The sequence below is a fragment of the Novosphingobium sp. NDB2Meth1 genome, assembly GCF_900117425.1.
Classification (GTDB): domain Bacteria; phylum Pseudomonadota; class Alphaproteobacteria; order Sphingomonadales; family Sphingomonadaceae; genus Novosphingobium.
Genome location: NZ_FPEH01000032.1, coordinates 39,627 through 60,115 on the forward strand (window position 1 = coordinate 39,627; position 20,489 = coordinate 60,115).

Here is a 20,489-nt window from a genome sequence, read left to right on the forward strand (position 1 = left end):
AAGTGTGGCTCAGTTCCCCGCCGCCTGCATCGCCGCCATCGCCGCGCCGACCGCCGCCTGGATCTCGTGCGGACGCGGATTGCGGCGCAGGGTGAGGCCGCCGTTGATCTGCAGGTTCTGGCCGGACATGAAGCAATCGTCGCTCACCACCCACAGCGCGGCCTTGGCGATGTCCTCCGAAGTGCCGACCCGGCCCAGCGGATATTCCTTCACGAAAGCATCGGCGAGCCCCGGCACCGCGAACGACTGCTCGGTCATCGGGCTATACGTGAAGCCCGGCGAGAGCACGTTGGCGCGGATACCCTGCGGGCCATACTGGTTGGCGACGCAGCGGATCAGCGCCTCCGAACCCGCCTTGGTCGCGATATAGGCCGCGTGGTCGTCGATCACGCATTGCGTGGTGGCAGACGAAATCTGGATCAGCGACCCGCCATGCGGCATGGCGCGGACGAACGCGCTCAGGAAATAGTGCACACCCTTCAGCTGCAGCGCGATGATCTGGTCGAGCTCTTCCTCGGTGATCTCGTGCAAGCCCTTGAGCAGCCCCCAGCCGGTCGCGTTGATCGCGATGTCGACCTTGCCGTGGCGTTCGAGCACGGTTGTCGCGAGCGCCTCGACATCGGCCTTCTTCGATAGATCGCACAGCGCCCAGTCACCCGCGATGGCGCCGGCGATGGCCTTGAGCGGCTCGGCCTTGCGCCCCGCGACAACCACCTTCGCGCCCGCATCGGCCAGCGTGCGGGCGATATGCTGGCCCATGTTGTTCTCGCCCGCCGCGCCGATGACGACGGCAACCTTGCCCGAAAGATTGGTCATGGCCTCTCAGTCCTTTGCGGTGAGGAACGTGGCGGTGGCAACACCGTCCGGCCCATAGACCGGCTCCGAAATGTCGCAGCGATACTTGCGGGTATTGGCGCCGAGGATGGTGAAGCCCGCCAGATGCGCGCCCATCTTGAAATAGGATTCGGCCAGCAGATGCTCGGCGAGGTCCTCGGCGGTCTCCCACTCCTCGAACACGTGAATACGGCCCGGATTGTGCGGATCGAGGCTCCACGCGTAGTGGCGGCAGCCCTTTTCGGCGAGCGCCATCTCGATCAGCGGCAGCGCGTCCTTGAGCACCTCGTCGCGGACTTCCGGCGCAAAATCGATTTCCCCTGCGACAACGACGATCATCACGAATACCCCTTCAGAACGGAAAAGCTGCGGCTCTGGTAGAGCCAGGTGCCGCCGCGCTTGACGTAAGTGTCCTCGTAGCGGCCAATGCTGCGGCGCAGATTGCCTTCGAGGTCCTCGAGCGTCTCGTTGGTGTAGACGCGGCCGGTGGCGGTATCGCCGTCGATCTGGATCGCGGCGACCTGCTGGAAGAAGCCCACGAAGGCGAAGGTGCCCATCGCCCCCTGCCACAGGCCGACGATGGAGTCCTTGCCGTTGACGGTGGTGCCGGCGAGGTCCCAGACGGCATCGTCCGCCCAGAGCGCGCCCCAGTCCCCGGCGTCGCGCCGGAACACGGCGTCTGCGTAGTTGTCATGCAGCGCGCGGATCGCGAGCTGGTCCTCGATGGGTCCGGTGATAGCCATGGTCTCTCCCGATCTTGGCCCGATTTTTGAAGAAGCCTAAGGCGATTCCGGAGCCTCAGAAACTATCATTTCCGCGCGCTGTCAGCCCCCTCGTTTTGGCTATTCTGCACCCACAAAGGCCCGGGTCTGCCGGGCGCAAATCATGGACGGAGAGCGCGATGGATCTGGGTCTCAAAGGCAAGAAAGTCATCATGAACGGCGGGGCCCGCGGCATCGGGCTCGAGATTCTCAAGATCCTCACGACCGAAGGCGCCGACGTCGCCTTCTTCTCACGCGATCAGGCCAAGGTCGACGCCGCGCTGGCCGAGCTCGCAGGCAACGAAGGCAAGGCACATGGCGAGGCCTTCGACATGACCGGCAACCTCGACGGCTACGTCGCCTGGCTGAACGGCGCTGTCGACAAGCTCGGCGGCTGCGACATCTTCATCAACATGGCGAGCGTTTCGGGCGCCGGCGCCACGCAGGACTGGCAGAAGTGCCTCGACGTCGACATCATGGCCGCGGTCAAGGGCATTGAGACGCTGACCCCGGCGCTCGAAGCCTCGGGCGCAGGCTCGATCATCGTCATGTCGTCGACCGCCGCGGTCGAGACCTTCATCATGCCGCAGGCCTACAACGCGATCAAAGCCGCGCTGATCACTTATGCCTCGCAGCTCTCCCAGGCGCTCGCGCCCAAGGGCATCCGCGTCAACACCGTCTCGCCCGGCCCGATCGAGTTCCCCGGCGGCAGCTGGGACATGATCCAGGGCGCGATGCCGGACTTCTACAAGAGCATCCAGGCGCAGATGCCGATGGGCCGCCTCGGTGCGCCGGACGAAGTGGCGCGCTCGGTCGTGTTCCTCGCCAGCCCCGCGTCCTGCTACACCACCGGCGTCAACCTGATCATCGACGGCGGCTTCACCAAGCGCGTGCAGTTCTGAAGCCCGGGATTCAGCTATGACCAAAACCCCGCGCGAACTCGCCGAGACCATGCTCGGCTGCATCGACAAGGGCGACTGGGCCGGCGTCCTCGCCATCACCTCGCCCGATTACGTCGTCCACGAACCGCCGGAGCTTCCCTTCGGCGGCGACTGGAAGGGGCAGGACGCGCTGATCCGCCTGTTCCCGCACGTGTGGAGCTACTGGGACGACGTCGTGGTCGACCGCCTCGGCATCCTGACGGACGAGAACTACTTCTGCCTGCAGCTGCGCATGACGATGACCTCGAAGCTCACCGGCAACCGCATCAGCACCTCGCTCGCCGAGACCACGCGCTGCGTCGATGGGCTGATGGTGGAATACACCATCCACTACCACGATTGCGCGCTGGTCGCGCGGGAAGCCGGCCCGCCGCGCCCGGGTGCGGTGAAGCTGGAGGGGTAAGCACATGGACCGTCTGAAAGGCAAAGTCGCCATCATCACCGGCGCGGCCAAGGGTCTCGGCGCCGCCGATGCGCGGTTGTTCGTGGCAGAAGGTGCGCGGGTGATCCTTACCGACGTTGACGACGCAGGCGGCAGCGCCCTCGCCGCTGAGCTCGGCGCCAATGCCGAATACCAGCACCTCGACGTCACCAGCGAAGCCGCATGGGAAGCGCTCGTTGCCGATGTCGTGGCGCGACATGGCCGGCTCGACATCCTTGTCAACAATGCCGGCGTCGTCGAATTCGGCGATCCCGAAACGCTGACCGAGGCCAACTACCGCAAGATCATGGCGGTCAGCATCGATGGCGTCGTCTTCGGCACCAAGCACGCGATCCCGGCGATGGCCGCAAGCGGCGGGGGCTCGATCGTCAACATGGCCTCCATCGCCGCGATCCAGGGCGAGCCGACCTTCGCCGCCTACAGCGCGGCCAAGGGCGCGATCGATGCCTATACCCGCGCCACCGCCGCCTATTCGATCAAGAACGGGCGCGGCGTGCGGGCCAATTCGGTGCTCCCCGCCGGGATCGATACGCCGATGGTCCAGAGCCTTGGCGGCAAGCTGGCTGCGCTCGGCGCGGCGGCTCCGGTGCACGACAACGCCACCGCGATGAACCGCCTCGGCGAGCCGGTCGACGTCGCCAATCTCGTCCTCTTCCTCGCCTCGGACGAGAGCCGCTTCATCAACGGCCAGAGCCACGTGATCGACGACGGCGCCTCGATCATCGCCGGGACGACGGTGCCCCGCACCGACAGGTAACCAGGGGCAGGTGACGGCGCGGAAATCCGCGCATACCTATCACTTTTATGGCTTCTCAACCCATGCGCTGGGTGGCCATGTCATTCGCATGTTCCGCGCGGGTGCCGACCGCCTGCGCTGACCAGTTACCGGGAGACAAGAAGGTGCAACTCAGCCGCGACCAATTGCTCAAGGCCTATCGCCAGATGAAGGTGATCCGCGAGTTCGAGGAACGCCTCCACATCGATATCCAGACTGGTGAGATCGCCGGCTTCACCCACCTCTACTGCGGGCAGGAAGCCGTCGCGGTCGGCGTGTGCGAGCACCTTTCGAACGACGACAAGATCGTCTCCACCCACCGCGGCCACGGCCACTGCCTCGCAAAGGGCTGCGACGTCGATGGCATGATGGCCGAGATCTGGGGCAGCCGCGAGGGCCTGTGCAAGGGCAAGGGCGGCTCGATGCACATCGCCGATGTCGACAAGGGCATGCTCGGCGCCAACGGCATCGTCGGTGCGGGCGCGCCCATCGCGGTCGGCGCGGGCATCGCCGCCAAGATCGACGGCAAGGGCCATGTCGCCATCACCTTCTCGGGCGACGGCGCGTGCAACCAGGGCACCACCTTCGAGGCGATGAACATGGCGGTCGTTACCAAGGCGGCCTGCATCTTCGTGTTCGAGAACAACCACTATTCCGAACACACCGGCTTCGAATACGCGGTCGGCACCCAGAAGGACATCGCCAGCCGCGCCGAAGCCTTCGGCATGAAGGTGTGGCGCGGCGACGGCACCGATTTCTTCTCGGTCTACGAGACGATGCGCGAAGTGCTCGACTATGTCCGCGTCCCCGGCAACGGCCCGGCGGCGGTCGAGTTCGACACCGAGCGCTTCTTCGGCCACTTCGAGGGCGACCCGCAGCGCTATCGCGGCCCGGGCGAGCTCGACCGCATCCGCGAGACGCGCGATTGCATCAAGAAGTTCCGCGCCAGCGTGACGGGGGCAGGCCTGCTCACCGATGCCGACATCGATGCGGTCGATGCCGATGTGATGGCGGCCATCGAAAACGCCGTGGCCAAGGCCAAGGCGGCTGCGCGGCCCACCCCCGAGGACGTCCTTTCCGACGTCTACATCTCGTACTGATTTCGCCCCGAGGAGCGCGACCAATGGCAAGAATGATGTATCGCGAGGCGGTCCTCTCCACGATCGCCGAGGAAATGGAGCGCGACGAGAATGTCGTCGTGCTGGGCGAGGACGTGGTGGGCGGCAATGGCACCGCAGGCGGCCCCGAAGCTATCGGCGGCATCTGGTCGACCTCGACCGGCCTCTACGGCAAGTTCGGCGGTGACCGCGTGATCGACACCCCGATCTCGGAAAGCGCCATTGTCGGCGCGGCGGCCGGTCTCGCGCTCTCGGGCAAGCGCCCGGTGGCCGAACTGATGTTCGCCGACTTCATCGGCGTCAGCCTCGACCAGATCTGGAACCAGATCGGCAAGTTCCGCTACATGTTCGGCGGCAAGACCAAGTGCCCGGCGGTGATCCGCATGGCCTGGGGCGCGGGCTTCAACGCCGCCGCGCAGCACAGCCAGGCGGTGCACCAGATGCTCACCGGCATGCCCGGCCTCAAGGTCGTGATGCCCAGCACGCCTGCTGACGTGAAGGGCCTCCTGCGGACCGCGATCCGCGATGATGACCCGGTCATCTTCCTCGAGCACAAGGCGCTCTACGGCGTGAAGGGCGAAGTGCCCGACGACAAGGATTTCATGATCCCGTTCGGCCACGCGCGCCTCAGCCGCGCGGGCAACGATGTGACCATCGTCTCGACCGGCCTGCTGCTCGGCTTCTGCGAGGCGGTGGCCGACAAGCTCGCCGCCGAAGGGATCGGCTGCGATGTGATCGACCTGCGCACCACCAGCCCGCTCGACGAGGAAGCGATCCTCGATTCGGTCGAGGTGACGGGCCGCCTCGTCGTCGTCGACGAAGCGCCGCCGCGCTGCAGCCTGGCGAACGACATCTGCGCGCTGGTCGCCGAAAAGGCCTTCGCCAGCCTCAAGGCGCCGCCGCTCGGCGTCAATCCGCCGCACACGCCCGTCCCGTTCGCGCGCGAGCTGGAAACCGCGTACCTGCCCTCGATCCCCAAGATCGAAGCGGCGGTGCGCAAGGTCCTCTCCTACCGCTAAGGAACTGCCGTCATGGCCGATATCCGCCCGTTCTGCATGCCCAAGTGGGGCATCGAAATGACCGAGGGCACGGTTGCCGAATGGATGGTCAAGGAAGGCGAAGCCTTCACGCGCGGTCAGGTCATCTGCCTGATCGAGACCGACAAGATCACCAACGAAGTCGAAGCCGAGTTCGACGCCGTGCTGAAACGCGTGCTCGTGCCTGCCAGCGATCAGCCCCAGCCGGTCGGCGCGCTGCTCGGCGTGTTCACCGATGCCGCCGCGACCGATGCCGAAGTCGATGCCTTCGTGGCGTCGTTCAAGCCGGCTGAAACCGCCGTCGCCGCAAAGGCCGGTGCCGAAGCTGCGCCCGCCGCTGCCGCGCCTGCACCCGCTCCCGCCGCTGCGCCGGAGCCCAAGAAGATCGTCACCAACCGCCCGATCAGCCCGGAAGCCCTGAAGCTCGCCGAAGCCAATGGCGTCGATATCGAGCCGATCCACGGTTCGGGCCGCGGCGGTCGCATAACCTATCAGGACGTGGTGCAAGCCATGCGCCCCGAGCGCGCGCTGAACCCGGTCGGCCCTGCCGAACTCCCGGCCGAGAACCGCGCTGTGTTCGCATCGCCGCTCGCTGCACGCCTTGCCGCCCAGTATGGCATCGACCTCGCGGCGCTCAAGGGCACCGGCCCGCGCGGGCGTATCTCGAAGGCAGACGTGCTCGGTGCGGTGAAGCCTGCCGTGCCCGAAGCCGCTCCTGCACCTGCGTTCGGCGCACTCTTCGTGCCAGTGGCGAACACGCCCACGGTCCAGCCCTTCGACAAGGTGCGCAAGGTCGTCGCCCGCCGCCTCACCGAGGCCAAGCAGACGATCCCGCACTTCTACCTGCGCGTTTCGGCGCGGGTCGATGAACTGGTCGCGCTGCGCAAGACGGCGAACGTGGTCATGGGCACCAAGGCCTCGATCAACGACTATATCGTCAAGGCCGTCGCCATGGCGCTGGTCCGCCATCCGGACGTCAACGTGCAGGTCGGCGCGGACGCGGTCCACAGTTTCCCCCACGCCGACGTCGCCATCGCGGTCGCGAGCCCCAAGGGCCTCGTCACGCCCATCGTGCGGCAGGCCGACCGGATGCACATCGCGCAGATTGCGGCGACCACCCGCGCGCTGATCGACAAGGCGCAGGCCGGCCGCCTCAGCTTCGAGGACATGGACGGCGGCACTTTCAGCGTCTCCAATCTCGGCATGTTCGGGATCGAGGAGTTCGACGCGATCATCAATCCGCCGCAGGGGGCGATCCTTGCGGTGGGCGGCATGGGCCGCGTGGCGACCGAAACGGCGGATGGTGACATCGCGTTCGAAAGCCAGATCAAGCTCTCGCTTTCGGTCGATCACCGCGCGATTGACGGTGCGGCAGGCGCAAGCTTCCTGCAGACGCTCAAGGCACTGATCGAAGCGCCGGAATCGCTGTTCGCCTGATGGGCCACCTGCCCATCCGGCAGGTCGCGTACTTCTGCGCCGACGTGCGCGCGGCCGCCCGCGTGCACCACGCGATCTTTGGCTCCGGCCCGTTCTTCGTCGCGGACAACATCCCGCTCGCGCACTGCGTCCACCGCGGTGTCGAGCGAATTCACGATCACTCGTCCGCCTATGGGCAGTGGGGCGACGTGATGGTGGAGTTCGTCCAGCAGAACAATCCCGGCCCCTCGCCCTTTCACGACATGTACCCGGAGGGTTCGGGGCGCTACGGCCTGCACCATGTCGCGGTGTTCGTCGATGATGTGGATGCCGCGCTCGCCGAGTTCGAAGCCCAGGGCTCTCCCACCGCGATGCGCGCCGAAATGGCCGACGGCTTCGTCTATGCCTTCGCCGATACCAGCGCCGCGCTCGGCCATATGACCGAACTCTACAGCCCCCGCCCCAGCCTGCTCGGCTTCTACGCGATGGTCGCCGATGCCGCGAAGGAAGGCGCCCCGCCGCGCGACCTCATCACCACCATCCGCCTGCGCTGAAGGCCCTTTCCATGACCACCAACCGTTTCTGGCAGCTCGATGCCCATCCCAAGGGCGATGATTTCGCCAGTGCCCTCTCCTTCCGCGAAGAGGCGCTGCAGCCGCTTGCTGAGCGGCAGGTCCGCATCGCCGCCCAGTGGCTCTCGATGGACGCGGGCACGCGCATGTGGATGAGCCCGCGCACCGATGGCTACCAGCCGCCGCTGCCGCTCGGCGCCAAGATGTCCGGCCTCGTCATCGGCCGCGTCGTCGAAACCCGCGACCCCGCCTTCCCCGAAGGCACGCTCGTGCGCGGGTTCGGGCAGTGGGCGGACTACTCCGTCGTCACCCCCGCCGAAGCGGGCCTCATGGCGCTCGACGAGAGCCTGCCAGACTTGCGCGAACACTTCGGCGCGCTCGGCATGAACGGCTGGACCGCGCTCCTCGGCGTGCGCGACACCGCGCGGATCCAGCCCGGCCAGTGGATCGCGGTTTCCGCCGCCGCGGGCGCCACCGGCAGCCTTGCCGTGCAGGTCGCCCGCAACCTAGGCGCGCATGTCGTCGGCATCGCCGGTGGCCCCGCCAAATGCGCCTACCTCACGCAAGAACTCGGCGCGGACATCGCCATCGACTACAAGGCGGACGACATCGCCGCCCGCCTCGCCGCCGAAGTGCCCGGCGGACTCAACGCCTATTTCGACAATGTCGGCGGCCCGATCCTGGATGCGATCCTGCCCAACATGGCCCTGTTCGGCTGCGTCGCGGTCTGCGGCCTCGTCGCCGCCTACGATGCAGACAAGCCGCTCCCCGGCCCCGCGCGCTATGATCAGGTCTTGATGAAGCGCCTGCGCATCGAGGGTTTCTTCGTCCCCGACCACTTCCACCGCGCCGAGGAGTTCATCCCCCCGCTGCGCCAATGGCATGACGAAGGCCGCCTCGTTTCCCGCTTCGATGAAACACCCGGCCTCGAAAACACGCTCGCCGCCTATGCGAAGATGCTAGGTGGCGGCGCGATCGGCAAAGTGCTGGTGAAGGTAGTTTAGGCGAAGCTCTCTCCCCTTCAGGGGAGAGATACGTAGGCTTGGCGCGAAGCGCCTAGCCTAAGTTGAGAGGGGCTTTGGCGTTGCGCTTTGCCCCTCTCCCAACCTTCTCCCCTGAAGGGGAGAGGGCTTCAAGTTAGTTCAATCCGCCATCCACCGTTCCAGATTCTCGTGGAAATACCGCACCCGGCGCTCCTGCCACGCGAGGTAATCGCGCTTGTATCCGCGCGAGTGCAGCCCGCGCTGCTGGGCTTCCCACACCGAGACGTCCTGATCGATGCCCGGCCCCGCGGACACTTCGCCCCACTTGCCCTGCACATGCGGCGCTGGCACCGAGACGTCGACCCATTCGGACATCGACTGCGAATAGTACCGCGTCGTCCCCGCCGGAAACAACGTCATGTACCACATGTCGAAGTAGCACTTTTCCGGATCGCTCTCGTGCGGCCGTGCGCGCAGCCAGATGTTGCCATCGGGCTTCAAGCTGAACGAGAGGTTCGGGAAGATCGTGTAGTGCCAGTGGTCGGTCAGCTGGTCATCGTGATAGGTCGAGAAATCGAAGCCTTTCGACGCGCCCTTCTCGCGCTTTGCCTTCTGCAGCGCCTTGCGGATCTCGCCCGTCTTGCCGCCGCGGAACTGCTCGGGATCGAGGTCCCAGAATTCCAGCTCCTCGCGCAGCATTTCCAGCGTCTCCGCCTCGCCGCCGCGCAGCTGCTTGGTCGGCCCCGCGCCCGGCATGAACATGCGCGCGTGGCCTTCGGGATAGAGATCGAACTGGCAGTAGCTGTGCGCATACTCCATCACGAACTTCGTCTGCGGGTGGACGAAAGGCACGTGATAACTCTCGTTGAAGTTGTCCTGCACCAGCTTCCAGTTGAAGTTTCCTTCGATCGTCACCCAGTGCGTGCGGACCATCGCGTCCATCGGATAGGTATCGATCTGGTCGGCAATCGGCCCCATGAACTGGCGCAGCGGCGCGGCCTCCGGGTCCATGTTGATCCACACGAAGCCGGCCCAGGTCTCGCACTTCACCTCGACGAGGTTGAGCTTGCCGCAAGGCGAACCCTGCACGAAATCGGCCTCGTCCGGCACGACCTTGAGCTTGCCGGTGAGGTCATAGGACCAGCCGTGATAGGGGCAGACGAGCCGCTTGGAGTTGCCCTGCTCGCCCGACACCACCGGCATCGCGCGGTGCTGGCACACGTTGTAGAACGCGCGCACTGCGCCGTCGTCGCCGCGCACGCAGACGATGGTTTCCGGGCCGAAGTCCGCCGTCAGCCAGTCGCCCGTATTGGGGATCTGCGCCAGCGTCCCGGCAATCTGCCAGGTCTTGGTCCAGATCTTGTCCCACTCGCGATCCGCCCATTCCTTCGAGAAATAGCGGTCCGGCGTGATCGGGGCATTGCCCAGCGGCGGATCGGCGAGCGGCGAGATATCGGCCAGCGAAGTGGCGCGGGCGCGGGCGAGTTGAGCTTCGGTGGTCATGATAGGATCTCCTGGTTCAGGCACCGGCGAAGTGGTTGTAGGAAGGATCGGCGTGCCCCCGCTCGCCAAAGGCGTAACCCGGCATGTTCGCGCGGTCCCACATGTCGGTAGAACCTGCCACCGTGCTCCAGTCATAGACAGCGTGGCGGTGCGAAATCTTCCACTCCCCGTCGCGCTTCTCGAAGCGGTCGAGGTAGCGGCCCGCAGCGACCATGAAATTGTCACCGCTTTCGCCGGGAATGTGGTGGTGCGCGATGAAATAGGCCTCGCCCTTGGCCTTGTCGCCATCGACTTCGACCAGCACATTGCCGATCACATGCTGGGTGCGGCGCATGCCGGCGAGCACTTCCATCACCCACGGCACGAAGTCCGCTGCCGTTCCCTGATACATCCCATGATCGTCGGTGGCATCGGGATGGAACACCGCGCGCACCAGATCGGCATCGCAGCGGTCGATCCCGCGCGCGAGGCGGTGGACCAGCTCGGTGCAAGCCATCTTGTCGAGCAGCAGCGCTACGCGGGGATCGAGGTCGGCCATTCTGGTCAGTCTCCAGTGTAGAGGGGATCATCGGGCATCCGCTGCCCGCGGCGCGTCAGCGTCCCATAGAGCGGCCCGTCCCACTGCGCAGTCGAGAGGCCATTCCGGCTCCAGTCGAGCACATAGCGGCGGTGAGCCAAGCGCCAGTCGCCGTCCCGTTTCTCCAGCCGGTCGAGATAGCGCCCGCCGACCTGCATGTCGTAGGGGCCATCGGGCGAGTCGACCTCGTGATAGGCGCGGCAATAGGTTTCGGCCGTCGCGCTCATGCCGTCGATATCGATCAGCATGTTGCCGAGAAAATGCTGTGTCCGGCGCATCGCTGCCAGCGCGGGGACGACCCCGTCCGACCACACCAGCGCGTCGATCTCGCCGGTGCCGTAGTCAGCCTTGGCCTCGGGCCACCACACGCTGCGTAGCACCTCCAGATCGCAGCGGTCGATCCCGCGCGCATAGCGGTTCAGCACGTCCATGATCGCCAGCCGGTCGGCAACCTCGTCGGGGCGCACCATGCTCATCGGACCCGCATCTCCTCCCGCCGGCAGCTGAGATCATGGGGGGCACGCGCGCCCCACGGAAACATCGCCTCACCCCCGGGCAGATCGGCGGCGGGCTCGTCGCGCACCCAGTCGACCAGTTCGCTGCGGTGCGCGATCTTCCACACGCCTTCGCGCCGCTCGTACCTGTCGACGTAGCGTCCGGCGACGAACATGTCCCGCTCGCCGCCATCCTCTCCGACCACGCGGTGGTGCGCCTGGAAATAGACCTCGCCGAACGCCAGATCGCCACTCTCGAAATCGATACGGACCTGCCCGATCATGTGGTGATTGGCCTTGTGCGGCGTCAGCACCTTTTGCGCGAAGTCGACGAAGCCGGGCGCATCGCCCTGCCAGCCCGCGCCGTAGTCGGTCGTCGCATCCTCGTGGAACACCGAGATGTGCAGTACCGGATCGAGCCGGTCCTGCGCGCGCATGTAGTCGCAGCAAAGGTCGTAGATGGCCTGCCACGAAACGAGCCGATCAAGCGCGTCCATGTTCAATTCCCTGCAAGATACTGGTCGAGCGTCTGGTGGAACTGCCGGATGCGCGCTTCCTGATAGTTCCCCAGCGTCTGCCCGCGTTTCGCCGAGCCGAGAAAGCCCTGATACTGCAGCGCGAGGTTGTCGGTATCCTGATCGTAGACCCCGCCCAGCCCCGGGTTCATCCCCGGAGCCTCGGCATAGGACTGCTCGACCGAAAGCCGCACCGGCTCGGGCGGATGCTCGACGGGCGTCCCCGGCGGCACCAGCTTCAGGAACATGAGATCGAACAGCGAGCGCGAGGGATCGCCCGCCATGGGCCGGAAGCGGTAGATCATCGGGAGAGAGACGCCCGGGAACAGGCACATGTTCGGAAACAGGTGATACTCGATGGAATCGAGCATTTCGCTGTCCGAATACTGATCGAGCGGCACACCCAGATCGGCGGACATCTGTTTGCGCAGCATTTCTGCAGCGTAAGACCGTGCTGTGCGCCCTTCCGGCAGCGTCCCGCCGCCCACACGCAGCTTGTCGAACAGCTCCTGCTCGGTCTGCTCACCCGTAAAGTGCGGGCTCGGCTTGCCGATCACGTGGACAAACCGCGTCACATGATCGCTGAAGATATCATACTGCGCATTGGCATCGCCCGCCGTCGGCAGCGCCTGCGAATGCGTTTCGTAGACGTGGTAGGCCTCGAGGAAGGCTTCCTGCGCCGCCTTCCAGTTGGTCGGCAGTTCCTTTTGAAGGTGCAGCGCGATCCGCCGGTCGGCCAGGTCCCAGCGCCCCGAGAAATGCTCGGCGAGCGGCCCCAGCTGCTCCTTCAGCGGGCGCGCATCAGGATCGAGGTTGATGAACACGAACCCGCCCCAGGTCTCCATCCGCACCTGCGGCAGGCTGAATTCCTCGTCCTTCACATGCGGGAAATCCCACCGGCACGGCAGATGCGAAAGCTCCCCCTCCAGCGACCAGCGCCAGCCATGGAACGGGCAGCGCAGCTCCACCGCATTGCCGCTGGTGTCGGACCGCTTGAGCTGCGTGCCCCGGTGCAGACAGGCATTGCGATAGGCGCGGATTTCCATGTCATCGCCGCGCACGATGAGGATCGACCAAGGCCCGATGTCGTAGGTGATGTAGTCGCCCGCTTCGGGGATATGTTCCTCGCGCGCGGCCCATTGCCAGGTGCGCGCCCACATATGGGTGAACTCGCGCGCCATGAAATCAGGCGAGGTATAGCGGTCGTAATCGATGTCCGCGTCGCCCGCGAAGCTGTAGGCCTCGGCGATCAGCGCGGGCGGCACATCCTGCCCGTCCGCGATGATGATGTCGCGCGTGCTCGGGCCCGGGCAACGCGCGGCGCCGGGCTCGTCGGCAGGGAGAGGCAGGCTGGTTTCAAGGTTCATCCCTCAAGCTCCTTCATGCCCCTCGCCGCCATGCGATCAATACCGGACGGTCACCTGCATCCGCACCGTGCGCGGCATCGAGCCATAGCCGATGATGTCGCCCCGCGTCGCGGCGTTGGTGCCCGTACCCGCGCCGGTCAGCGGCGCAGTGCCGCCACCGATGAAGTAGAACCTGTTGGTCAGGTTCTTGCCGATCACCGCCAGCTGCCAGCGATCATTCTGCGCGCCGATGCGGATGCCCGCGTCGACAACCGCATAGGCGTCCTGCCGGGTGAACGGATCGCCGAAGCTCGAACCGAGGTACGAGCTCGATGTGCGCGTATCAAGGTTGCCGCCGATCTTCAGGTTCTTGCCGATCTCGGTCTCATAGGAGACGCCCGCGGTCGCGGTCCATTCCGGCGCCGCCGAAGTCGGCGTGCCCGAGAGGTCCTGCTGCTCGATGCCGTTCACCCGCAGCGAACAGCCCGCCGCGATGCTCTGGCCCGACCAGCACGGCGCGATGAAGTCGATGTAGCGCGCCCGGTTGTAGTTGAGCGTGCCATGGAGCGAGAGCCCCGGAACCGCGCGCGGCGCGTATTCGAGCTCCAGTTCCGCACCCTTTGAGCGGGCCGCACCGGCGTTGTAGGTCACATAGGCAAAGACCTGCGAGTTGAAGAAATCGATCTGCAGATCGGTGTATTTGTAGCTGTAGAGCGTCAGGTTCGCGCGCAGCTGGCGGTCGAACAGCGTTGTCTTGATTCCCGCCTCGAAGCCGCGGCCGCGTTCCGGATTGAAGGTGAAGTCGCCCACGGGGTTGACGGTCACCAGCGAGGAGTTGATCGCGCTGTTTGAGAAACCGCCCGACTTGTAGGCCGTCTTGTAGGCACCATAGACCAGGATATCGCTGGTCGGCTTCCAGCTCAGCGTCACATCCGGCGACCAGTCGTTGAAGGTCTGATCCGCCGTAAGCACGCCGTTCGCCGCCGCGCTCTGCGGACGGAAGATGCCGGTGAGCGCCGGGTTCACGTAAGGCTGCGTGAAGAAGCTGCTCTTGGTTTCATGCGTGTAGCGCACGCCGCCGGTCGCCTCGAGCGTGGGAAGGATCTTCCAGATGAGCTGGCCATAGGCCGACCAGGTCTCGCCGTCCGTTGCCGAGTCCTTGGCATAGGCGACATAGCGCATGCCGGTGGGCGCGGCCGAGTTCTCCAGCCCGGCGAACAGCACCGTCTGGAAGAACGTGCGCTTGGTCTTCTGATAGAGCCCGCCGAACATCACGTTGACCGGTCCATCAAACTTCGTCAGCGCGCGCAGTTCCTGGCTGAACGCATGGTAGCTGGCGTTCTCGGTCGCCCAGACCGGGCCGCCGAGGAAGTCGCAGTCGCAGCCGAACTTGTTGTTGTTCCAGTTGTAGTTGGTGACCGAGTTCAAGGTCACGTTCTGCATGTCGTAGTTGACCGTGCCGGTGACCTGCCACGACTTGTAGGTGTTGTAGAGGTCGCCATTCTCGCGCGCGAACGGCGTTGCCTTGGCGATATCGACCGGGAAATTGTTCTGGTAGATCTTGAAGCCGCCGTCGCACTTGTAGGCCGGGTTGAGCGCGGTGGAGCCGGTCGGGCAGCGTATCGCCGAATAGTTCCAGCCGTTGCCGATCGTGTCGTTCCACGAACCGGAGGCCTTGATCGTCGCGGTAAGCCCGCTGCCGCCGTCATACTTCAGCGTGGCGCGGCCGATCACTTCGCGTTCCTGAGGCTGGTCGGCCGCAGCCGGGGCGGCCGGGTGATTGGTCGGGGCAAAGCCGTTGGCAACGTCGACCGTGGTGTAGGTCTGCGGGCCCGCCGCATTGCGATACCAGCCGCCGAACATCCGCGAGCCGCGCACCGCAAGGCGAAGGCCCCAGTTCTCGCCCAGCGGAGTGGAGTAGACCGCCTCTCCGTAGAGCTGCCGCGCATTCGCTTCGTAGCCGATGCGGGCCATGATCTCGCGGTCCCGGCCGGGATCGGCGGTGGTCAGGCTGATCACGCCGGCGGTCGCGTTCTTGCCGAAGAACAGCGCCTGCGGACCTTTCAGGATTTCCACGCGGGCCAGATCGAAGAAGCCCTCGTTGATGACGCGGCCCTGCCCGTAATAGACGTTGTCGACCACGATCGCGACCGATTGCTCGATACCGATCGAGGTCGCGTTCGAACCGATGCCGCGCAGGGTGAGCTGCGCGCCCGCGCCGTTCGAAGCGCGCGCGACGGTGAACTGCGGCGTGGCTGCTGCGATCTTCTCGAGGCTGGTCAGGTCGCGCGCCTGCACCGTGGCGGCGCTGATCGCCTGCACTGCGACCGGGATGCTCTGCACGCTTTCATTGCGGCGGCGGGCGGTGACGATGATGTCCTCGACACCGGTCGATGCCGTGCTTTCCGCACTGGCGCCGGACTGCGGCGGCGCTGCGGCTTCATCGGCGGCAAAAGCCGGGCTTGCCGCAAGCAGCGCGCCGGGAACCATCGCCGCAAGCAGGGCGGCGCGTGCCGTGCCCGAAAGGAATTCCAGTCGCACCGAACCAGTCTGCCGCCCCATGTGCTGCATCTCGCCTCTCCCACTTCGCTTGCCTCGCCGCCCGGATTCTTCCGGGTCGGCAAACTGGAGCAAGCGTATCAATCTTGCCCACCGGCTCAACCGTTTATCCGCCAACTGAACACTTTTGATAGGTAAACCGGCAGTTCTGCCGGACCGGTCCAACCGTACCCGGCAACAGGAAAGCCGGCCCTTTGCGGGGGCCGGCTTTCCTGTTGCAGTCTTGTCGGAATTGCCCGCAGGCATCCTACCAGTCGTGCGTCTCACCGGTCCACTTGCGGAAGGCGCCGGTGTCCTCAAGCGTCCATTCCGCACCCAACTTGCGAATGCCCGAGGCGCTTTCTTCCGTGGTGATCTGGGCGTGCGGCCCGCCCATGTCGGTCTGCACCCAGCCCGGATGGATCAGGCCGATCACGATGCCCTTGGGCTTGAGGTCGATCGCCACCGACCGCATCAGCCGGTTGAGCGCCGCCTTGGCCGAGGCGTAGCAATACATCCCGCCCATCGGCCAGGCCATCGCGCCCAGCTGGCTGGTGATATTCATCACCTTGGCCCCCTCGCCAAGGCGCGGCAGGAACGCCTGCAGCACCCGTAGCGGACCCTGCACCATGATAGCGAACGCTTCGTTCCACGCCTCCCAGTCGGCGCTTTCCAGCTCGCCGCCCATCGGGCCGGTTACCCCGGCGACGTTGTAGAGCACGTCGATCGGTGCATCCCCGCTGGCAGCGGCCGCGGCGCGCACCGAGGCATCGCTCGCCACGTCGCAGGGCACGATAGTCAGCCTGCCGTTCGACGAGGCGGCAAGGCCTTCCAGCGCCGCGCTCGCCTTGCGCGGCAAGGCGATCACGGTATCGCCTGCCGCAACATGTTGCGCAGCAAGCTCAAGCCCGATGCCGCGCGCGGCTCCGGTAATCGCGACGGTTGCCATCGATTTCTCTCCTTCAGATCACAGCTTGAGCAGCTGCTTGCCCTTGTTCGAACCCGAGAACAACCGCTGCAGGGTGGCAGGCGCGTTCTCGAAGCCGTGCTGCACGTCCTCGCGGTAGGCCAGCCGTCCCTCGTTCACCCACTTGACCAGGCGGCGGCGGATATCCGGGAACTCGCTGGCCCAGTCGAGCACGATAAAGCCCTGCATCCGCGCGCGGCGGAACACGAGGTTGAAGTAGTTTTCCGGGCCCGCCGGAAGATTGCCCGTCTCATAGCGGCTGATCCCGCCGCAGATCACCACCCGGGCATTGGTGGCGATCAGCGCCAGCATGTCGTTGAGGATCTTGCCGCCGACATTGTCGAAGATCACGTTGATGCCGTGCGGCGCCAGTTCCTTCAGCTGCGCGCGGATCGGCCCGGCCTTGTAGTCGATGGCGTGGTCGTAGCCCGCTTCCTTGACGAGCCATTCGCACTTCTCCGGCCCGCCCGCGATGCCGATCACGGTGCAGCCCGCGATCTTGGCCAGCTGTCCGACGATCGAACCTGTCGCGCCCGCCGCGCCGGAGACGACGACGACATCGCCCGCGACCGGCTCGCCGACCTTGAACAGGCCGCAATAGGCGGTCACGCCGGTCGTGCCGAGGATCGAAAGCATCGCCGTCGGCGGCAGTTCGGGCATGCAGGGGATGAGGCCTTCCCCGTCGTGGATCAGGTATTCGCTCCAAACGATCGAACCCGAAAGCATCGTGCCGACCGAGAACTTGCCGCCATTGCTCGCCACGACTTCGGTGATGCCCGAACCCCGCATCACATCGCCGATGGCCATCGGCGCGACGTAGTCCGCAATGTTTTCCATCCAGCCCTTCTGCGCCGGATCGAAGCCGAGATAATGCGTCTTGAGCAGCATCTGGCCCGGGCCGGGCTCGGGCAGCGTGGTGGTCACCAGCTTGAGATCGTCATCATTGATCGGGCGGCCACGGGGATGTCCATTGAGCAGCCATTGGCGGGTTTCGGTCACGCGGATTCTCCCCTGAAAGGTTGTCTTGGCACCGAGACTAGCGCCGCCGCCGCGCATGCGGACCTACCGAATTGAATGAGCCCCAAAGGGCATCACCCCACCATCCCCGCCAGCCGCGTCGGCAGCGCCGGATCGCGCGGATCGTTCCAGTCCTGCCGCGCTGCCCATTCGGCAAGACTGGCGGGCTTGTGCTTGAAATGCTTGGCCATTTCCTCGGACGTCACCACCAGCGGCGAGACCGGCTGCGCATTGTACCAGCGGTAGAACTGCGCCATCCCGTCATAGATCGAGGCGGGCTTCACATCCGGCGATCCGGTCACTAGCAGGCTCATCGCGGAGGCAAAGTCGTCCGGCGTCATGCTCTTGAACACGATCTGCTTGCCCGAAACCTTGCTCAGCGTCGCCGCCACTTCATCGCCCACCAGCGCTTCCGGGCCGCCGACCTTGTAGCGCCCGCTCGGGAGATCAGGATTGGTCAGCGCCTCGACCATGAAGGCTGCAACGTCATCGAGGCAAATCCAGGAGATCCTGAGGTCGGGCTTGGCCGGGTAGGCGAACACGCCGCTGTTGACGATCCCCGGCTTGTTCCAGCTGCGGATCATGTTGTCCATGAACACGCGGCTCTCGATGATCGCCCATTCGCAGCCGCTCCCTGCAATCGCCTTGATGATGTCGCGCCGGCCATCCATCGCCGGGCTGCCGATATCCTCGTCGGCGATATGGCAGCTGGTGTGGAAGACGATGCGCTTGATCCCGTTCGCCTTGCCAGCAGCCGCGATGCTGGCGCCCATCTTCTGCGCGAGATCGCGGTCGAACACGAAAGGGAGATGCGCGGCAATCGCGTCCATGCCCTTGGCCGCCGCGATCATCGAAGCCTCGTCGTAGATATCCGCCGCGACCGTCTCGACATCCGCGAATTCGGTTCCCGCCAGCGCCTTCGGATTGCGCAGCGCCGCGACCGGCGTCAGCCCCGCCGCGATCAGCCGCGTCAGCAGCGGATGCCCCTGGTCGCCCGTCGCGCCCAGCACCAGAATGCGCTTCATGCGTGTTTCCTTACTGATTGGCCAACCGGGCAGCCGTCCGCCCGGCGATACATCCGAATGTCAGCGCCGGGCCGAGCGTGCCGCCCGCGCCCGCGTAGACGCTCCCCGTCGGGCACGCGATCACATTGCCCGCGCCATAGAGCCCCGGGATAGGCTCGCCCTCCACGTCCAGCACTTGCGCCGCCGCATTGGTCCGCGCCCCGCCATTGGTCCCCAGCGCGCCCAGCTTCAGCTGCACCGCATGGAACGGCCCCTGCACAAGAGGCCCGAGAGTCGCCGCCGCACCGGGCCGCGAACGGTCGCCGTAGAAGCGATCGTACTGGCTCACACCGCGTAAGAAATCGGGGTCTTCGGCGTTTGCAGCATGGGCGTTGAACCGCTCCACCGTCTGCACAAAAGCCGCAGCATCAACGCCGATCTTCGCCGCCAGTTCCTCCAGCGTATCGGCCACGAAAACCCACTCCGGCAGCGCATCGAACGGCATAACCGTGCCCAAGGGATAGCGCGCCCGGTACTGCGCATCGAACACCAGCCACGCCGGATTGTTCGGATAATCGTACGTCGCCGGATCGAAGAGGTGGAAGGCCCCCGCGAGTGAGGAATAGTTGTTTGCCTCGTTGCAAAACCGCTTCCCCGCCCGGTTGACCAGCAGGCTATGCGGCAAGGTCCGCTCGATCAGCACCGGCGCGGCGCGCTGCTGGCCGCCTGGCCAATGCGCACCTTCGGGCGAAAGCGTCGGCACCCACCAGGCGGAGGTCATGTTGCCCAGCCCCGCACCGACCGCCATCGCCAGCTTCAGCCCATCCCCGGTATTGCCCGGCGGCGAGGCCGGCATATCGAGCGGCCCGCGCAGGAACGTCTTCTTGAGCGCCTCGTTCCATTCGAACCCGCCGGTCGCAAGGATCACGCCGCGTTCCGCGCGAATGCTGCGGCCACCGGCAAAGTCCACGCCCACCACGCGGCCCGCTTCCACGATCAGCCGCTCGGCCTTCATGCCCAACTGCGGCTCGATCCCGCGCGCCAGACACGCCGCCAGCAGCCGCCCGACCATCGCCTGCCCGAACCCGCGCAAGTCCGCATCCGCGCGGCGCTTCAGCTCCGCCGGATCGACAAACCCGCTGCTCCCGCCGAGCGGTGTCTCGCGCAGCATCATCCGCTGGATCACGCCGTCGCTGAACACTTTCTCCGCCCACTGCCCCAGCGTGGTGAAGTCGAACAGTTCGTTGTCCAGCGCCCGCCCGCCTTCGGGCTTCGCACCGGGCCGGTCGAGGTAATAGTCCGGATAGCCCGGCAGGATGCTGACCTCCAGCGCACCCGCCTCCTCCAGAAACGCCAGCGCGCCGGGCGCCTCGCGCACGAAGGCGCCGAGCACTTCGGCATCCATCTCGCCGTGATCGAGGCTGCCGAAATAGGCGAGCGCGTCGTCCTCGCTGTCGGCCATGCCCGCCGCCTGCATGCGCGGATTGTTCGCCGCCCAGATGATCCCGCCCGAAACCGCCGCCGTGCCGCCCAGCCGGTCGCCCTTCTCGACCAGCGTGACCGCCGCACCCGCCGCATGGGCGGACAGCGCCGCCGCCATGCCCGCCGCACCCGCGCCGACGATCAGAACGTCGGTCGTCTCGTTCACC

At 65.9% G+C, this 20,489-nt stretch carries 21 protein-coding genes; 8 read left to right on the forward strand and 13 right to left on the reverse strand.

The genetic code is table 11. The annotated features are described in order from the left end of the window. Positions 1-9: 9 nt before the first annotated feature. From NDB2M1_RS18360 to NDB2M1_RS18370, 3 genes are read right to left on the reverse strand one after another with little or no spacing between them, the layout of a single operon-like run. Positions 10-816 carry an SDR family NAD(P)-dependent oxidoreductase gene (locus NDB2M1_RS18360; protein WP_072384265.1) on the reverse strand — a complete coding sequence of 269 codons (807 nt, stop codon included), beginning with the start codon at positions 814-816 and terminating at the stop codon, positions 10-12. Between the two features lie 6 nt (positions 817-822). Then, positions 823-1,173 (reverse strand): putative quinol monooxygenase, encoded by a 351-nt coding sequence (locus tag NDB2M1_RS18365; RefSeq protein ID WP_072384266.1) that lies wholly within the window; start codon positions 1,171-1,173, stop codon positions 823-825. Further along, positions 1,173-1,577 (reverse strand): nuclear transport factor 2 family protein, encoded by a 405-nt coding sequence (locus NDB2M1_RS18370; RefSeq protein ID WP_072384267.1) that lies wholly within the window; start codon positions 1,575-1,577, stop codon positions 1,173-1,175. Before NDB2M1_RS18370 ends, NDB2M1_RS18365 begins: the two co-directional genes overlap by 1 nt. A 158-nt stretch (positions 1,578-1,735) precedes the next feature. Between NDB2M1_RS18370 and NDB2M1_RS18375 the strand changes: the two genes are divergently transcribed. The 8 genes from NDB2M1_RS18375 (at position 1,736) to NDB2M1_RS18410 (ending at position 8,900) form a co-directional block, all read left to right on the forward strand. Further along, on the forward strand, positions 1,736-2,497 hold the full coding sequence (locus NDB2M1_RS18375) for an SDR family NAD(P)-dependent oxidoreductase (RefSeq protein WP_072384268.1): 762 nt from the start codon (positions 1,736-1,738) through the stop codon (positions 2,495-2,497). Positions 2,498-2,513: 16 nt separating this feature from the next. After that, positions 2,514-2,939: a nuclear transport factor 2 family protein gene (locus tag NDB2M1_RS18380; RefSeq protein ID WP_072384269.1), complete on the forward strand. Its 426-nt coding sequence runs from the start codon at positions 2,514-2,516 to the stop codon at positions 2,937-2,939. 4 nt (positions 2,940-2,943) lie between these two features. Further along, on the forward strand, positions 2,944-3,735 hold the full coding sequence (locus tag NDB2M1_RS18385) for an SDR family oxidoreductase (RefSeq protein WP_072384270.1): 792 nt from the start codon (positions 2,944-2,946) through the stop codon (positions 3,733-3,735). Positions 3,736-3,878: 143 nt separating this feature from the next. Further along, on the forward strand, positions 3,879-4,853 hold the full coding sequence (locus NDB2M1_RS18390; RefSeq protein WP_072384671.1) for a thiamine pyrophosphate-dependent dehydrogenase E1 component subunit alpha: 975 nt from the start codon (positions 3,879-3,881) through the stop codon (positions 4,851-4,853). Between the two features lie 23 nt (positions 4,854-4,876). Beyond that, the gene (locus NDB2M1_RS18395) at positions 4,877-5,890 is read left to right on the forward strand and encodes an alpha-ketoacid dehydrogenase subunit beta (protein WP_072384271.1); all 1,014 of its coding nucleotides are present in this window, start codon (positions 4,877-4,879) and stop codon (positions 5,888-5,890) included. Positions 5,891-5,902: 12 nt separating this feature from the next. Continuing rightward, a complete protein-coding gene (locus tag NDB2M1_RS18400) occupies positions 5,903-7,345 on the forward strand; it encodes a 2-oxo acid dehydrogenase subunit E2 (RefSeq protein WP_072384272.1) in 1,443 nt (480 codons plus the stop codon). Further along, the gene (locus NDB2M1_RS18405; protein WP_072384273.1) at positions 7,345-7,878 is read left to right on the forward strand and encodes a VOC family protein; all 534 of its coding nucleotides are present in this window, start codon (positions 7,345-7,347) and stop codon (positions 7,876-7,878) included. The genes NDB2M1_RS18400 and NDB2M1_RS18405 overlap by 1 nt, the downstream gene beginning before the upstream one ends. Positions 7,879-7,889: 11 nt before the next feature. Further along, positions 7,890-8,900, forward strand: a complete 1,011-nt coding sequence (locus NDB2M1_RS18410; RefSeq protein WP_072384274.1) for an NADP-dependent oxidoreductase — start codon at positions 7,890-7,892, stop codon at positions 8,898-8,900. A gap of 138 nt (positions 8,901-9,038) precedes the next feature. Here the strand turns inward: NDB2M1_RS18410 and NDB2M1_RS18415 are convergent, their stop codons facing one another. The 10 genes from NDB2M1_RS18415 to NDB2M1_RS18460 all read right to left on the reverse strand — a co-directional run bounded on the left by NDB2M1_RS18415 (position 9,039) and on the right by NDB2M1_RS18460 (position 20,488). Next, positions 9,039-10,382, reverse strand: a complete 1,344-nt coding sequence (locus NDB2M1_RS18415) for an aromatic ring-hydroxylating oxygenase subunit alpha (protein WP_072384275.1) — start codon at positions 10,380-10,382, stop codon at positions 9,039-9,041. A gap of 16 nt (positions 10,383-10,398) precedes the next feature. Then, on the reverse strand, positions 10,399-10,920 hold the full coding sequence (locus NDB2M1_RS18420) for a nuclear transport factor 2 family protein (RefSeq protein WP_072384276.1): 522 nt from the start codon (positions 10,918-10,920) through the stop codon (positions 10,399-10,401). Positions 10,921-10,925: 5 nt separating this feature from the next. Beyond that, on the reverse strand, positions 10,926-11,435 hold the full coding sequence (locus NDB2M1_RS18425) for a nuclear transport factor 2 family protein (RefSeq protein WP_072384277.1): 510 nt from the start codon (positions 11,433-11,435) through the stop codon (positions 10,926-10,928). After that, the gene (locus tag NDB2M1_RS18430; protein WP_072384278.1) at positions 11,432-11,950 is read right to left on the reverse strand and encodes a nuclear transport factor 2 family protein; all 519 of its coding nucleotides are present in this window, start codon (positions 11,948-11,950) and stop codon (positions 11,432-11,434) included. The genes NDB2M1_RS18425 and NDB2M1_RS18430 overlap by 4 nt, the downstream gene beginning before the upstream one ends. A 2-nt stretch (positions 11,951-11,952) precedes the next feature. Then, positions 11,953-13,335, reverse strand: a complete 1,383-nt coding sequence (locus NDB2M1_RS18435; RefSeq protein WP_072384279.1) for an aromatic ring-hydroxylating oxygenase subunit alpha — start codon at positions 13,333-13,335, stop codon at positions 11,953-11,955. Positions 13,336-13,371: 36 nt separating this feature from the next. After that, positions 13,372-15,885 (reverse strand): TonB-dependent receptor, encoded by a 2,514-nt coding sequence (locus NDB2M1_RS18440; protein WP_253185948.1) that lies wholly within the window; start codon positions 15,883-15,885, stop codon positions 13,372-13,374. 235 nt (positions 15,886-16,120) lie between these two features. After that, positions 16,121-16,801 carry an SDR family NAD(P)-dependent oxidoreductase gene (locus tag NDB2M1_RS18445; protein ID WP_072384280.1) on the reverse strand — a complete coding sequence of 227 codons (681 nt, stop codon included), beginning with the start codon at positions 16,799-16,801 and terminating at the stop codon, positions 16,121-16,123. Between the two features lie 18 nt (positions 16,802-16,819). Beyond that, complete coding sequence (locus NDB2M1_RS18450) at positions 16,820-17,818, reverse strand: NADP-dependent oxidoreductase (protein ID WP_072384673.1); 999 nt, start codon at positions 17,816-17,818, stop codon at positions 16,820-16,822. Between the two features lie 92 nt (positions 17,819-17,910). Then, on the reverse strand, positions 17,911-18,861 hold the full coding sequence (locus NDB2M1_RS18455) for an SDR family oxidoreductase (RefSeq protein WP_072384281.1): 951 nt from the start codon (positions 18,859-18,861) through the stop codon (positions 17,911-17,913). 10 nt (positions 18,862-18,871) lie between these two features. Further along, positions 18,872-20,488 (reverse strand): FAD-dependent oxidoreductase, encoded by a 1,617-nt coding sequence (locus tag NDB2M1_RS18460; protein WP_072384282.1) that lies wholly within the window; start codon positions 20,486-20,488, stop codon positions 18,872-18,874. Position 20,489 lies beyond the last annotated feature (1 nt).

Bases quoted from the DNA above. Each gene is read 5' to 3' on its own strand.
- NDB2M1_RS18375 (WP_072384268.1), top strand. From the start codon at position 1,736: ATGGATCTGGGTCTCAAAGGCAAGAAAGTCATCATGAACGGCGGGGCC.
- NDB2M1_RS18425 (WP_072384277.1), bottom strand. From the start codon at position 11,435: ATGAGCATGGTGCGCCCCGACGAGGTTGCCGACCGGCTGGCGATCATG.
- NDB2M1_RS18370 (WP_072384267.1), bottom strand. From the start codon at position 1,577: ATGGCTATCACCGGACCCATCGAGGACCAGCTCGCGATCCGCGCGCTG.
- NDB2M1_RS18410 (WP_072384274.1), top strand. From the start codon at position 7,890: ATGACCACCAACCGTTTCTGGCAGCTCGATGCCCATCCCAAGGGCGAT.
- NDB2M1_RS18395 (WP_072384271.1), top strand. From the start codon at position 4,877: ATGGCAAGAATGATGTATCGCGAGGCGGTCCTCTCCACGATCGCCGAG.
- NDB2M1_RS18405 (WP_072384273.1), top strand. From the start codon at position 7,345: ATGGGCCACCTGCCCATCCGGCAGGTCGCGTACTTCTGCGCCGACGTG.
- NDB2M1_RS18445 (WP_072384280.1), bottom strand. From the start codon at position 16,801: ATGGCAACCGTCGCGATTACCGGAGCCGCGCGCGGCATCGGGCTTGAG.
- NDB2M1_RS18360 (WP_072384265.1), bottom strand. From the start codon at position 816: ATGACCAATCTTTCGGGCAAGGTTGCCGTCGTCATCGGCGCGGCGGGC.
- NDB2M1_RS18400 (WP_072384272.1), top strand. From the start codon at position 5,903: ATGGCCGATATCCGCCCGTTCTGCATGCCCAAGTGGGGCATCGAAATG.
- NDB2M1_RS18430 (WP_072384278.1), bottom strand. From the start codon at position 11,950: ATGGACGCGCTTGATCGGCTCGTTTCGTGGCAGGCCATCTACGACCTT.
- NDB2M1_RS18455 (WP_072384281.1), bottom strand. From the start codon at position 18,861: ATGAAGCGCATTCTGGTGCTGGGCGCGACGGGCGACCAGGGGCATCCG.
- NDB2M1_RS18380 (WP_072384269.1), top strand. From the start codon at position 2,514: ATGACCAAAACCCCGCGCGAACTCGCCGAGACCATGCTCGGCTGCATC.
- NDB2M1_RS18440 (WP_253185948.1), bottom strand. From the start codon at position 15,885: ATGCAGCACATGGGGCGGCAGACTGGTTCGGTGCGACTGGAATTCCTT.
- NDB2M1_RS18435 (WP_072384279.1), bottom strand. From the start codon at position 13,335: ATGAACCTTGAAACCAGCCTGCCTCTCCCTGCCGACGAGCCCGGCGCC.
- NDB2M1_RS18365 (WP_072384266.1), bottom strand. From the start codon at position 1,173: ATGATCGTCGTTGTCGCAGGGGAAATCGATTTTGCGCCGGAAGTCCGC.
- NDB2M1_RS18420 (WP_072384276.1), bottom strand. From the start codon at position 10,920: ATGGCCGACCTCGATCCCCGCGTAGCGCTGCTGCTCGACAAGATGGCT.
- NDB2M1_RS18415 (WP_072384275.1), bottom strand. From the start codon at position 10,382: ATGACCACCGAAGCTCAACTCGCCCGCGCCCGCGCCACTTCGCTGGCC.
- NDB2M1_RS18385 (WP_072384270.1), top strand. From the start codon at position 2,944: ATGGACCGTCTGAAAGGCAAAGTCGCCATCATCACCGGCGCGGCCAAG.